10 protein-coding genes are annotated in these 13,405 nt (G+C 70.6%); 4 read left to right on the forward strand and 6 right to left on the reverse strand.

Annotated elements, in window-relative coordinates:
* Positions 1 to 141: 141 nt before the first annotated feature.
* The 5 genes from ABF401_RS07330 to ABF401_RS07350 all read right to left on the reverse strand — a co-directional run bounded on the left by ABF401_RS07330 (position 142) and on the right by ABF401_RS07350 (position 7,200).
* Positions 142 to 1,671 carry a helix-turn-helix domain-containing protein gene (locus ABF401_RS07330; protein WP_353508883.1) on the reverse strand — a complete coding sequence of 510 codons (1,530 nt, stop codon included), beginning with the start codon at positions 1,669 to 1,671 and terminating at the stop codon, positions 142 to 144.
* 132 nt (positions 1,672 to 1,803) lie between these two features.
* Positions 1,804 to 3,945, reverse strand: coding sequence for a 3-hydroxyacyl-CoA dehydrogenase NAD-binding domain-containing protein (locus tag ABF401_RS07335; RefSeq protein WP_353509004.1), 2,142 nt, complete (start codon positions 3,943 to 3,945; stop codon positions 1,804 to 1,806).
* 8 nt (positions 3,946 to 3,953) lie between these two features.
* Positions 3,954 to 5,195 carry a thiolase family protein gene (locus tag ABF401_RS07340; RefSeq protein WP_353508884.1) on the reverse strand — a complete coding sequence of 414 codons (1,242 nt, stop codon included), beginning with the start codon at positions 5,193 to 5,195 and terminating at the stop codon, positions 3,954 to 3,956.
* A gap of 170 nt (positions 5,196 to 5,365) precedes the next feature.
* Positions 5,366 to 6,619, reverse strand: coding sequence for an HRDC domain-containing protein (locus ABF401_RS07345; RefSeq protein WP_353508885.1), 1,254 nt, complete (start codon positions 6,617 to 6,619; stop codon positions 5,366 to 5,368).
* Positions 6,616 to 7,200 carry a DUF3000 domain-containing protein gene (locus ABF401_RS07350; RefSeq protein ID WP_353508886.1) on the reverse strand — a complete coding sequence of 195 codons (585 nt, stop codon included), beginning with the start codon at positions 7,198 to 7,200 and terminating at the stop codon, positions 6,616 to 6,618. Before ABF401_RS07350 ends, ABF401_RS07345 begins: the two co-directional genes overlap by 4 nt.
* 92 nt (positions 7,201 to 7,292) lie before the next feature.
* Here ABF401_RS07350 and hemE point away from each other — a divergent pair, with 92 nt between their 5' ends.
* Both hemE and murJ read left to right on the forward strand, forming a co-directional pair.
* On the forward strand, positions 7,293 to 8,369 hold the full coding sequence (hemE, locus tag ABF401_RS07355; protein ID WP_353508887.1) for a uroporphyrinogen decarboxylase: 1,077 nt from the start codon (positions 7,293 to 7,295) through the stop codon (positions 8,367 to 8,369).
* Positions 8,369 to 10,066, forward strand: coding sequence for a murein biosynthesis integral membrane protein MurJ (murJ, locus tag ABF401_RS07360; RefSeq protein ID WP_353508888.1), 1,698 nt, complete (start codon positions 8,369 to 8,371; stop codon positions 10,064 to 10,066). Before hemE ends, murJ begins: the two co-directional genes overlap by 1 nt.
* Positions 10,067 to 10,072: 6 nt before the next feature.
* Here murJ and ABF401_RS07365 read toward each other — a convergent pair whose 3' ends face one another.
* On the reverse strand, positions 10,073 to 11,143 hold the full coding sequence (locus tag ABF401_RS07365; protein WP_353508889.1) for a DUF4349 domain-containing protein: 1,071 nt from the start codon (positions 11,141 to 11,143) through the stop codon (positions 10,073 to 10,075).
* Between the two features lie 108 nt (positions 11,144 to 11,251).
* Here ABF401_RS07365 and hemG point away from each other — a divergent pair, with 108 nt between their 5' ends.
* A complete protein-coding gene (gene hemG, locus ABF401_RS07370; RefSeq protein ID WP_353508890.1) occupies positions 11,252 to 12,691 on the forward strand; it encodes a protoporphyrinogen oxidase in 1,440 nt (479 codons plus the stop codon).
* Positions 12,692 to 12,699: 8 nt separating this feature from the next.
* On the forward strand, positions 12,700 to 13,401 hold the full coding sequence (hemQ, locus tag ABF401_RS07375) for a hydrogen peroxide-dependent heme synthase (RefSeq protein ID WP_353508891.1): 702 nt from the start codon (positions 12,700 to 12,702) through the stop codon (positions 13,399 to 13,401).
* Positions 13,402 to 13,405 lie beyond the last annotated feature (4 nt).

Consider the following 13,405-nt stretch of genomic DNA (forward strand, 5'->3'; position numbering starts at 1 on the left):
CGGCGCGGCGGATCCGGGCGCTTGGCCCACGTGGTCCCCGACCCAGCGCCACCCACTCGAGGTCGTCCGCACCAATCCAACCGCGGCTGGGATAGTGCGCACCCGGTGCCATGAACCGCATGTGCCCACATGGCCAGCGATCTAGATGTCGCGAAAGACCTCGATGGTTGCGCCGAGGGCGTTGAGCCGATCGGCAAGGTCCTCGTACCCGCGGTTGATGACGTAGACGTTCCGGAGCACCGACGTGCCGGGCGCCGCGAGCATCGCCAGGAGGATGACGACCCCCGGGCGCAGCGCGGGCGGACACACCACCTCCGCGGCCCGCCACCGGGTGGGCCCCTCGATGATCACGCGGTGCGGGTCGAGCAGCTGGACCCGTGCCCCGACCTTGGTCAGCTCGGTGAGGTAGATCGCCCGGTTCTCGTAGACCCAGTCATGGATCATCGTGCTGCCCTCGGCCACCGCACCGATGAGCGCGAAGAAGGGCAGGTTGTCGATGTTGAGCCCCGGGAACGGCATCGGGTGGATCTTGTCGGTCGGCGCCCGGAGCGAGCCGGGGACCGTCGTGATGTCGACCAGGCGGGTCTTGCCGTTCGCGGAGGTGTACTCCTCGCTGAGGTTGTACTTCATGCCCATCTCCTCGAGCGTCGCCAGCTCGATCTCGAGGAACTCGATGGGGGCACGGCAGATGGTGATCGATGAGTGGGTGACGACGGCGGCGGCGATCAGGCTCATCGCCTCGATGGGGTCCTCGCTCGGTGCGTAGTCGACGTCGACGTCGATGTGCGCACGGCCGCGGACGACGAGCGTCGTCGTGCCGATCCCCTCGATCCGGACGCCGAGCCTCTCGAGGAAGAAGCAGAGGTCCTGCACCATGTAGTTGGGGGAGGCGTTGCGGATGATGGTCGTCCCCTCGTGGCGGGCCGCCGCCATGAGGACGTTCTCCGTGACGGTGTCGCCGCGCTCGGTGAGCACGATGGCGCGGGTCGGGTTGACGCTTCGGTTCGAGCGCGCCTCGTAGAAGCCGTGCGTCGCGGTCACCTCGAGCCCGAAGGCGCGCAGGGCGGCCAGGTGCGGTTCGACGGTCCGCGTGCCCAGGTCGCAGCCGCCCGCGTAGGGCAGCTGGAACTCCGGATAGTCGTGCAGGAGGGGTCCGAGGAACATGATGACGGTCCGGGTCCGCCGCGCGGCCGCGACGTCGATGGCCTCGAGCCTCAGCTCTGCCGGAGGGATGATCTCGAGGTCGTTGCTGTCAGGGAGCCAGCGGGTCCGCACGCCGATCGAGGCGAGGACCTCGAGGATCCGGTTGACCTCCTCGATACGGGCCAGGTTGCGCAGGGTCGTGCGTCCGCGGTTGAGCAGGGACGCGCAGAGCAGCGCTACCGCGGCGTTCTTCGAGGTCTTGACGTCGATCGAGCCGGACAGCTGTTTCCCCCCGACGATCCGCAGGTGCTGCGGGCCCGAGTGACCCACGGAGACGAACTCGGAGTCGAGTGCGTCGCCGATCTTGGCGAGCATGTCCAGGCTGAGGTTCTGCCGGCCGGCCTCGATCCTCGTGACGGCGCCCTGCGAGGTTCCCAGCAGCTCCGCGAGCTCGGACTGGGTCATCCCCTTGTGCCGTCGAGCGTCGCGGATCAGGCCGCCGATACGGGTCAAATAGGTCTCAGACACGGACCGAGGTTAACTCATATATGAGTTAACGCAACTTGACACGCGTATGCCGCTGAGCTGCGACCCAGCCGGACGCGCAGGGGAGCGTGGGGCTGGGACCGAGCTCAGCGGCATACGGCCTCGTGGTCTTTCTCAACCGGGCAGGGTGGCGACCCCCGGCGGAAGAAAGCGGCGCCCGGTGACCTTCTCGGCCACCCCGGCGCGGTCGAGGAGTGGGGTGATCCCACCGTTCCAGAACTGGAAGCCGGCGCCGGTGATCATGGCCAGGTCGAGGTCCATCGGGGACTGGGCCACTTCCTCGTCGAGCATCCGACGGGCCTCGTCGGCGAGGACGGCGAGGACGCGCTCGCGCACCTCGGGCACCTCGAGGACGACGGGCTCGGCGGGCTTCTCGATGAGGTCGGCGACCTCCGGGTCGAGCACGGGTCTGCCGGAGCTCACGTCATAGAAGCCGGGCTTCCTCGCCGCGACGAGGCGCCGGAGCGTCGGCGAGGAGTGGAAGCGGTCGGGGAAGGCGCGCACGAGGGTCTCGCCGTTGTGCAGCGCGATCGCCGGCCCGACGAGACCGATGAGGACGAACGGCGGCATCGGAGCGAGGCCGGCGAAGGCGCGGTCGACGACCTCGATCGGGGTGCCCTCGTCGAGGATGCGGGTCGCCTCACCCATGAAGCGTCCCAGGAGCCGGTTGACGATGAAGGACGGGCGGTCAGCCGCACGGATGCACGTCTTCCTCAGCTCCTTGCCGACCGCGAATGCCGTGGCCAGCGTGGCCTGGTCGGTCTGCGCGCCGGGGATGACCTCGAGCAGGGGCATCACCGCGACCGGGTTGAAGAAGTGGAAGCCGACGACCCGCTCGGGGCGTGCGAGCCCGCCGGCCATCTCGGTGATGGACAGGCTCGACGTGTTCGTCGCGAGAACGCAGTCGACCCCCACGATGTCCTCGAGCTCGGCGAAGACCTGCTGCTTGACGGACATCTCCTCGAAGACCGCCTCGATGACGAAGTCGGCGTCCGCGAAGCCGTCCTTGCTCGTCGACCCGGTCACGAGCCCCTTGTAGCGGTTGAGCCGGTCCGCAGTGAGCCGGCCCTTGGCAGCGAGCTTGTCGAGCTCCGCGTGGACGTAGCCGACGCCCTTGGCGACGCGCTCCTCGTCGACGTCGGTGAGGATGACGGGCATCTGGAGGCGCTGGCTGAACAGCAGCGCGAGCTGGCTGGCCATGAGACCGGCACCGACGATTCCGACCTTCGTCACCCGGCGGGCGAGGCTCTGGTCGGGCGCCCCGGCGGGACGCTTGGCCCGCTTCTGGACCAGCTCGAAGGCGTAGAGCCCGGCGCGCAGCTCGTTGCTCATGATGAGCTCGGCGAGGACCTCGTCCTCAGCTGTGAAGCCTTCGTCGCGGGTCGCGGTGCGCGCCGCGGCGAGCAGCTCGAGCGCCCGGTAGGGCGCCGGGGCCTGCCGGCCGGTCTTGAGGTCCGCAAGGCTCTTGGCCTTGGCGATCGCGGCCGCCCAGGCACCCTCGTCCCGTTCCACCTCGGGCGGGTCGACCGTGATGGCACCGGACAGGACCCCGGCCGCCCACTCGATCGAGCGCTCGAGGAAGTCGGCCGGCTCGAAGATGGCGTCGGCGAGACCGAGCGTGAACGCCTCGACCCCCTTGAGCATCCGGTTCTGCGCGAGCGGGTTCTCGATGATGACTTGGAGGGCGCGGTCGACCCCAACGAGGTTCGGCAGCAACCAGCAGCCACCCCAGCCGGGGACGAGGCCGAGGAAGACCTCGGGCAGGGCGATCGCCGGGACGCCAGCGCTCACGGTCCGGTAGGTCGCCGCCAGGGCGAGCTCGACGCCGCCACCCATGGCGGCACCGTTGACGAACGCAAACGTCGGGACGGGCAGGTCGGACAGGGCTGCCAGGGCGGCGTGACCGGCCTGCGCGGCCGCGAGGGCCTGCCCGCGGTCGGTGATGAGGGGAACGCCGGTGAGGTCAGCCCCGACGGCGAAGACGAACGGTTTGCCGGTCACGGCCGCGGCGACGATCTCGCCGGCCTCAGCGCGCACTCGCAGGCTGTCGATCGCCGCATGGAGCTCGGCGATGGACCGGGGTCCGAACGTGTTGGGCTTCGTGTGGTCGAAGCCGTTGTCGAGCGTGATCAGGGCGAGGGTGCCGCCGTCGCCGGGCAGGCCGACGTCACGAACGTGCGCGCGGGTGACGACCTCGTCGCCGAAGTCGCCCGCGGACGTGGACGTGGTCTCCTTGGTGGTCTCGTTGGTGGACACTGCGGCGGTCACTTGTCGTCCTCCCTGCTGACGGAGCCGACGTGGTCGCTGCGGTAGTCGGCGTGGTTGGGGTTCTCCCAGATGACGCAGCCGCCCATCCCGATGCCGATGCACATCGCCGTCAGTCCATAGCGGACCTCCGGGTGCTCCTCGAACTGCCGGGCGAGCTGGGTCATGAGTCGCACACCGGAGCTGGCGAGCGGGTGCCCGACGGCGATGGCGCCGCCGTACTCGTTGACGCGGGGGTCGTCATCGGCGATGCCGAAGTGGTCGAGGAAGGCGAGCACCTGGACGGCGAACGCCTCATTGAGCTCGAAGAGCCCGATGTCCTCGATGGTCAGCCCCGCCTTGGCGAGGGCCTTCTCCGTGGCCGGCACCGGACCGATGCCCATGACCTCCGGCTCGACGCCGACGAAGGCGTACGTCACGAGGCGCATCCGGGCCGGCAGCCCCAGCTCTGCGGCGGCCCGCTCGGAGGCGAGCAGGCAGGCTGTCGCGCCGTCGTTGAGCCCGGCAGCGTTGCCGGCGGTGACCTTGCCGTGCGGCCGGAACGGTGTCTTCAGCGTGGCCAGGTCCTCGAGGGTCGTGCCGGGGCGCGGGGGCTCGTCGGCCGTGGCGAGCCCCCAGCCCCGCTCCGCGTGGCGGATGGCCACGGTGGCGAGGTCGGGCTGGATCCTGGCGTTGGCGTAGGCCTTGGCGAGCTTGTCCTGGCTGGCGACGGCGAAGGCGTCCGCCCGCTCCTTCGTCAGCTGCGGGAACCGGTCGTGGAGGTTCTCGGCGGTCTTGCCCATGACGAGGGCGTCGGGGTCGACGACCTGCTCCGCCAGGATGCGGGGGTTCGGGTCGACCCCTTCACCCATCGGATGACGACCCATGTGCTCGACCCCGCCCGCAATGGCGACCTCGTAGGCGCCGAAGGCGATCGAGCTCGCCGTGTTGGTCACCGCTGTCATGGCACCGGCACACATCCGATCGACGGAGTAGCCGGGGGTGGTGTTGGGCAGGCCGGCGAGCAGCGCCGCGGTGCGGCCGAGGGTCAGGCCCTGGTCGCCGATCTGCGTCGTGGCGGCGATCGCGACCTCCTCCACGCGGTCCTTGGGCAGGGCGGGATTGCGCCTGAGCAGCTCCCGGATGCAGCGGATGACGAGGTCGTCCGAGCGGGTCTGGGCGTACATGCCCGTGTCACCCGCCTTGCCGAACGGGGTGCGGACGCCGTCGACGAAGACGACCTCACTGAGCTGGCGGGGCACGAGGCCTCCTTGGGGAGGAGAGAAGGGACGTTCCCACCCACCCTACTAGTGGGTAACTTCCGCTCCAACGAACCGTCGCGTGACCGTCCTCACGCGACGAGCCATCCCGTATGCCGCTGGGCTCGCCCTTCGTCGGCCGTGGAGTCCGCGCCGTGGCTGGAGTCCGCCCGTCAGGGGCGTGGGTGCTCCGCGCACGCGCGGGCGATGAGGGGCGCTGCCAGGGTCGTCTGCCAGGAGCGCGCGCCCATCTCGGCCAAGGCCTGGGCGACCTCGGCTGTCGTCGGGGCGGCTGGCCCCTCCCACAGGTAACGGCGGAGCAGGTCGGGGGTGAGGACGTTCTCCACCGGGATGGCCAGCTCCTCCGACAGGCCCCCGAGCAGCTCGCGGGCCCGGGCCAGGCGCGCGGCGGCGACGGGATCCCGGTCGGCCCACGTGCGTGGTGGGGGAGGACCGACTGACGGCAGGGCGAGGGGTGGCAGCTCGTCCTCGGCGAGCGAGAGGGCACGGGAGAGGACGTCGATGAGCGCTTCCGAGTGCCGCCGGATCGACCGCGCGAGGCGTGGGTCCGAGGAGGTCAGGGTGCGCGGTGCTCGCTCCGCGCGTTGGTAGGCCATCGCGATCTCGGCGATGGCGGCGTCGGGCAGCACCCGCCCGGGGGAGACGTCGCGCTCCTGGGCGACCGCGTCCCGCCACAGCCAGAGCTCCCGGACGATGGCGGTGCCACGCCGAGCGCGGATGCGATGAATCCCCGAGGTGCGCCGCCAGGGGTCGATGCGCGGCTCAGGGCCGGTGAACGACAGCAGCGACTCGAACTCTTCCTTGGCCCAGCCGGCCTTGCCCTGTCGATCGAGGTCCCCCAACACCGCCTCGCGCAGGTCGACCAGGACCTCGACGTCGAGGGCGGCGTAGCGCAGCCACGGCTCGGGCAGGGGACGGGCCGACCAGTCGACGGCCGAGTGCTCCTTGGCCAGCTGGAGGCCGAGATAGTGCTCCACCATGGCTCCCAGGCCCACCCTCGGCAGTCCGGCGAGCCGGCCGCCGAGCTCGGTGTCGAAGAGCACGCGCGGGTGCAGGCCCACATCGGAGAGGCAGACGAGGTCCTGGGTCGCGGCGTGGAGGATCCACTCCGCCTCGCCGATCGCCTCGTCGAGCGGCGTCAGGTCGGGCAGGGCGACGGGGTCGACGAGAAACGTGCCCGAACCCGAACGGCGCACCTGGACGAGGTAGGCGCGCTGCCCATACCGGTAGCCCGAGGCACGCTCAGCGTCGATGCCGATCGGGCCGGAGCCCTGCGCGACGGCCTCTGCAGCACGCATCAGCGAACGGTCGTCGGTGATGACCTCGGGCACGCCATCCGTCGGCATCGTGAGGGGAATGAGCGGCGCCTGCCGGTCGTCGCCCGGTCCGCTCGGCTCAGCGCTCACCGGCGCTGTCCGGGCAGCGGCACGACACCGTCCGGCAGGGGTGGGATCCCGGCGATGGTGCACAACAGGTCGGCCCAGGCACGCAGGTGCTCGGTGAGGGCGCCGCGGAGCGGCGTCCACGACGCGCGGATCTCCATCTCCACGCTGGCGGCGCGGTCGGCGAGGCCGCCGAAGCTCTCGCTGACGACGCGGGTGACGGTGCCCGCCTCGGCAGTCCAGGTGAGGGCCCGCCCCTTGAGGGAGTCGGTCAGCCAGGACCAGCCGACCGCACTGAGCATGGGGTCGCCGGCAAGCTCGGGCTCGAGCGCGGCGCGGGCGAAGGTGACGACACGCCAGGTGCCGGACCACGTGTCCGGACCAGCGGGGTCGTGCAGGAGGACGAACCGGCCGGTTGCGAGCTCCCCCTCGGGGTCGGCCGGGTCGACGACATCGGCGGTGAGCGCCGCTGCGTAGGGTGCGATCCGGGTGGGGGCGGGGACCTCGGTCAGTCGCACGTCAGAGCGCACCCGGACGTCGCGGAGGGCGGTGAGCACCTTCGCGAAGTCCGCGCCGTGGTTCCCCGGCAACGTTCTCGTGTGCACCCGTCGAGGGTATGTCGCCGGGGGTGTTTTGTCCGCAGGGCGCGCCGAGGTCCCTGGCCGGGGCACCCCCGCGCGCGTGGCAGGATTGAGCGGTGCCGAACTCAGACACGTCCACTGCCTCCGTCTCGACGGGCCCGGGCAACCGCCGGGACAGCGATCTCGTGCGCGCTGCACGCCGCCAGCCGGTGTCCCGTACACCGGTCTGGTTCATGCGCCAGGCCGGCCGCTCGCTGCCTGAGTACCGGGCCGTCCGCGAGGGCATCCCCATGCTCGAGTCCTGCACGCGGCCCGAGCTCGTCACCGAGATCACCCTCCAGCCGGTGCGTCGACACGGGGTGGACGCCGCCATCTTCTTCAGCGACATCGTGGTGCCACTCAAGGCGATCGGAGTCGACCTCGACATCGTCGCCGGCGTCGGGCCCGTCGTGGCACGTCCGATCCGGCACCGTCGGGATCTCGACCAGCTCGTCGAGCTCACCCCGGACCATGTGCCGTACATCACAGCGGCAGTCCGGCAGCTCGTCGCGGAGCTCGGCCCGACCCCGCTCATCGGTTTCGCCGGCGCGCCGTTCACCCTTGCCTCCTACCTCGTCGAGGGCGGGCCGTCGAAGAACCACGAGCACACCAAGGCGATGATGTACGGCGATCCCGAGCTCTGGGAGGCGCTGTGCGCGAGACTGGCGCAGATCTCCGGTGCGTTCCTGCGCGTCCAGGCCGAGGCCGGCGCGAGCGCCGTGCAGCTCTTCGACTCCTGGGTCGGCGCACTGTCCCGCGCCGACTACGTCCGACACGTCCAGCGACACTCCGCTGCGGCGCTGGCCGCGGTCAGCGACCTCGACGTCCCGCGGATCCATTTCGGGGTCGGCACCGGTGAGCTGCTTCGCCTCATGGGCGAGGCCGGCGCCGACGTCGTCGGCGTCGACTTCCGGGTCAGCCTCGCGGACGCCGTCGAGCGGCTCGGGCCCGGCTACGCGGTGCAGGGCAACCTCGACCCCGCACTGCTCTTCGCGCCCTGGGAGGCGATCGAGCGGCGCGTGCGCGAGATCGTCGAGGAGGGCTGGCAGGCGCCGGGCCACATCTTCAACCTCGGCCACGGCGTACCGCCCAACGTCGACCCCGACGTGTTGACCAGGGTGACCGCCTTGGTGCACGAGGTGTCGACTCGCTGATGTCCGAGGCGCAGGTGACGCAGGCGGAGAAGCAAGGGTCGCTGGCCCGCTCGAGCCTCGTCATGGTGGGTGGGTCGTTCGCATCCCGGGCGCTTGGCGTCGTCCGGGCCGGCCTGCTCACCGCGATCATCGGCACCCTCGCGGCCGGTGACGCCTTCAACCTCGCCAACACCCTGCCCAACGTCTTCTACATCCTCGCCGCGGGCGGCATCCTCAACGCCGTCCTCATCCCGGCCCTGACGCGAGCGATGAAGCTGCCCGACGGCGGGCAGGAGTTCACCGACCGCGTCGTGACGGTCGCCCTCATCGCGATGGGCGGGATCACCATCCTCGTCCTGCTCGGGGCGGCCGCCTTCGTGTCCCTCCTGTCCGGCGACCGAGGCAGCGACTTCGAGCAGCTGGCGCTCGCCTTCTCCTTCATCTGCCTGCCACAGATCTTCTTCTACGGCGCGTTCGCCCTGTTCGGCCAGATCCTCAACGCCAAGAACCGGTTCGGGGCCTTTGCGTGGGCGCCGTTCGTCGCCAACGTCGTCGCAGTCGCCGGCCTGCTCGTGTTCATCGCGGTCTTCCCGGCACCCCAGGTCGTCAACACCCAGGGCCAGCCGCTGCCCCGGCCTCCCGACCAGTGGACGGACCCGATGATCTGGCTCTTCGCCGGGTCGGCGACGGTGTCGGTCATCGCCCAGGCCGCGTGGCTGCTTCCGGCGCTCTACCGGACCGGGTTCCGCTACCGCCCTCGGTGGGGGCTGCGTGGCGTCGGTCTCGGCGGGGTCAGCCGACTCGCTGTCTGGGCCTTCACCGGTCTGGCGGTATCGCAGCTGGGGTTCTTCATCACGCAGTGGGTGCTCAACACGGCCGCCGGCCGCTCCGGCCGGCCACCCGACGATCCCCTGCGAGCGACGTCGGTCTACACGGTGGCCTTCACCATCTTCATGCTGCCGCACGCCTTCATCGCGGTCTCCATCATCACGGCGCTCTTCCCCCGGCTGTCGAAGTCGGCCGCCGACGACGACGTCGCGACGCTCAAGGCCGACTTCCGCCGAGGGATGATTCTGCCGCTCGTCGCCAACGTGCCGGTGATGGTCTTCGTCATGGTGGCTGCGACGCCGATCGTCGCCCTGCTCAACCCCGGTATCGACGGTCCATCCATCGAGCTCGCGGCCATCATCCTCGTCGTCATGATTCTCGGGATCGTGCCCTTCGGCATCGACCTGCTGTGTTACCGCGTCTTCTTCGCCCTCGAGGATGGACGCTCGCCCCTGCTCATGCAAGCGGTGCTGACGACGACCTCGCTCACCGCCGGCCTCATCACCTTTGCTCTCGAGCCGAAGTGGGCCATCGCTGTCGTCGCCATCGGCCAGACCGTCGGCAACGTCGCCAGCTCGACGACCGGCATCATCCTGCTCCGGCGACGACTCGGCCTGCTCGGTCTCGGCCAGATCGTCGATTCGACGGCCCGGATCGGTGTCGCCGCCGCCGCTGCGGGCCTGCTCGCCTGGGGCACCATGACGGTGCTCTCTCCCATCCTCGGAGACCCGACGGCGCCGTCGAGCGTCGTGGACCGCCTCTTCACGAGCGGGGTCGTCCTCTCGTTCGCGGGGGTGCTCTTCGTCATCGTCTACGTTGCCCTGGCACACACCTTCCGGGTCGGCGAGATCCGCGATGTCGCCGACATGGTCCGCCGCCGCATCGGCTGAGCGCGCCTAGTCCGTCGTGGTGGTCGGGGTGACTCCTCCGCGACTGCCGCGTCGACCGAGCCAGCGGCGGATGAACCAGGCCACGACGAGCGCGATGAGCAGCCATGGGAGCAGCACGGCAAGACCGGTGAGGACGACCACGAGGGAGTTCAGCAGCGCGTCCCACGCCTTCTGGACCCCGGCGAGGAAGCCGTTGCCGTTCGGTTGGGATGCGGACGTCTCGTCGGTCCAGAGCGACACCGACACCTCCGACATCGTCGTCCGACGGTCGAGCTCGGCAAGCTGCTGCTGAAGCGAGTCGAGGTCGGCCTGGCGGCGGCTCAGCTCGCTCTCGAGCAGGACGATCTGCTCGAGCGACGTCGCCTTGACCATGAGTGCCCGGACCCGGGCGATGCTGTCCTTCGCGGGCTCGATCCGGGCCTGTGTGTCGGTGTACGTCGCGGTCACGTCGACCGACTGGGACGAGCGGTACGACACCGTGCCGAGGTTCGCCGACGACAGGTCGGCGAGCACCGGGTCGAGCTTGTCGGCGGGAACGCTCAGCGTGAGGCGCGCCTCGTTGAGGCCGACAGGCGGCACGGGCGCGTCCTCGGGCATGCCAGACACACTCTTCGGGCTGCCATACGACCCGGTCGGGTCGGTTGCGGTGACGATGCTCTCGGAGAGGACCTGCCCTCCTGCCGCATCGGCGATGGCGCGGACCTGGGCGCTGGCCTTGGTGACGTTGGCGACCTTGACGCCCAGCCAGGCGGTCCGCGCCAGCTTGGGCCCCACGGGCGGCACGGCGCTGCCGGCTGTGCCGCTTGCCGGCGTCTCCTCCCGGGCAGGCCCACCCGCGGTGTCCGGTGCGGTCGGGGCGATCGCCTTCGCCCCGGCATCGGAGCCGAGCCCGGGCGACTGCTCGAACGATCCGCCGCTGGCCGGCTGCAGGCTACCTGTGGAGGCGGGCGAAGGAGTGCGGAGCGCATTGAGGCCCACGGGGACTGAGACGGCGAGGACCACGAGGGCCAGACCGATGGCGAGCCATCTCCGCCCATGCTTCGTGTCACGGACGCCGAGCTGGCCGAGTGTGATCATGGTGAAGCCCCTCACTGGTTCCGACGCAGCTCGCCGAGATGGCGGGCTCTACCGGTGAGGACACGGGACACCACGGGAACGTTGCCCCGGGGATGGCAGAGTGACCCCATGGGCGTGCGCGTGGGAGTGGTCGGTGCCGGCATCGCGGGCCTGGCGGCAGCGTGGCACCTGGCCCACGAGGCCCCTGATCTCGACGTGACGGTGCTGGAAGGCTCGTCCCGGATCGGCGGCAAGCTCCGGCTCGAGCAGGTCGGCGACGTCGCGGTCGACGTCGGGGCCGAGTCGGTCCTCGCTCGCCGACCCGAGGCGATCGAGCTCTTCGAACAGCTTGGTCTGGCCGACCGGGTGACCCACCCAGCCCGGGTGCCGGCCTCGATCGTGTCGGGCGGCGTGCGTCGCCCGATGCCCGTCGGAACCCTGATGGGCGTGCCTTCGGACCCCGAAGCGGTGCGCGGCCTGCTGACCGACGCCGAGGTGCGCCGACTCGCTGCAGAGGCCGAGTCTCCACCGGTCGACGGGGACGTGTCCGTCGGGGAGTTCATCGACGCGCGACTCGGCCCCGCGGTGACGGACAAGCTCGTCGAGCCGCTGCTCGCCGGTGTCTATGCCGGCAACTCACGCAAGCTCTCCCTCCAGATGGCGGTTCCGGCGCTCTTCCAGGCAGCCACCGACGGCACCTCGCTGCTCGAGGCGGCCCGGTCGGCAGCGGCACTCGCATCGGCTGCGGGAGAGGACGCGGCAGGGGGTCAGCGGCCCGTCTTCGCGACCGTGGCCGGCGGCCTCGGCAGCGTGCCGGCCGTCATGGCGAGCCGTCTGGCAGACCTCGGCGTCGACATCCGCACCGGCACCATGGTCCGCCGCCTCGAGCGCACCGGGGACCGCGCTGACCCGCAGCACCAGCCCCTCGTCCTGTCCAGCGGACCGACGACCGACGTGCGCACGCAGGTCTTCGACGCGGTGGTCGTGGCGACTCCGGCATCGCCTACCGCTCGTCTCCTGCGGCCCATCGCCCCGGACGCGGCCGAGCGACTCGCCGCGATCGAGTACGCCTCGATGGCGATCGTCACGATCGTCCTCGACGGGCCGGCCCCGGACCTGCTCGAGGGCAGCGGCTTCCTCGTCCCGCCGACCGAGCCCCTGACGATCAAGGCCTCCACGTTCAGCAGCGTCAAGTGGCCGTGGCTCGCAGCCGCCCACCCGGACCGCACTGTCCTTCGCGCGTCCATCGGGCGGCATGGCGAGGCAGCCGTGCTCCACCGCTCGGACGACCATCTGGTGGCGACCGCATTCGACGATCTCGCCGCCGTCCTCGGCCGCGCCTTGCCATCCCCGTTGGCCGTCCACGTCCAACGGTGGGGCGGGGCCCTGCCCCAGTACGCCGTCGGCCACTTGGACCGTGTTGCCGGCCTCACCGAGCCCGCGGACGGAGTCGCCCTCGCCGGCGCCGCCTACGGTGGCGTCGGCGTCCCCGCCTGCATCGCATCCGGGCGCCGGGCGGCCGACACCATCCTGACCCGACTGCGGCAGCGCGAGTACCAGTTGCGATGATGGGCGGTATGAGTGACAAGCTGACGCCGGCCCGGATGCGAGAGATCAACGACACGATCCGTTACTCGATGTGGTCAGTGTTCGCCAGCGTCACGCCTCTCGGAGAGGACCGCGACGAGCTCGCCGACGAGCTGACCTCCTTCGTCGAGACCATCACGAACGAAGGTGTCACCGTCCGCGGCATCTACGACGTGGCGGGACTGCGCGGCGACGCCGACTTCATGATCTGGTGGCACGCCCCGACGATCGAGCAGCTCCAGTCGGCCTACCGTCGGCTCCTGCGCTCCGAGCTCGGCAGCCATCTCGAGCCCGTCTGGTCGTCGGCCGCCCTGCACCGCCCGGCTGAGTTCAACAAGAGCCACATCCCGGCCTTCCTGGCCGAGGAGGTCTCACGCAAGTATGTCTGCGTCTACCCCTTCGTCCGGTCGTACGACTGGTACCTGCTCGAGGACAAGGACCGTCGCGACATGCTGCGGGAGCACGGCCAGATGGCCCGGGACTACCCGGACGTCCGCGCCAACACCATCGCGTCCTTCGCCCTTGGGGACTACGAGTGGCTCCTGGCGTTCGAGGCGGACGAGCTGCACCGGATCGTCGACCTCATGCGCGAGCTGCGCGCGTCCCGGGCGCGCAACCACGTCCGCGAAGAGGTCCCCTTCTTCACCGGGCCGAAGGTCGAGGTCAAGGAGCTCGTCGCCAACCTGCGCTGAGCGG

Origin of the sequence: Intrasporangium sp. (assembly GCF_040414665.1) — a bacterium.
Taxonomy (GTDB): domain Bacteria; phylum Actinomycetota; class Actinomycetes; order Actinomycetales; family Dermatophilaceae; genus Intrasporangium.

Coding starts and splice junctions, on each gene's coding strand:
- hemG (WP_353508890.1), top strand. CDS start 11,252: ATGGGCGTGCGCGTGGGAGTGGTCGGTGCCGGCATCGCGGGCCTGGCG.
- ABF401_RS07365 (WP_353508889.1), bottom strand. CDS start 11,143: ATGATCACACTCGGCCAGCTCGGCGTCCGTGACACGAAGCATGGGCGG.
- hemQ (WP_353508891.1), top strand. CDS start 12,700: ATGAGTGACAAGCTGACGCCGGCCCGGATGCGAGAGATCAACGACACG.
- murJ (WP_353508888.1), top strand. CDS start 8,369: ATGTCCGAGGCGCAGGTGACGCAGGCGGAGAAGCAAGGGTCGCTGGCC.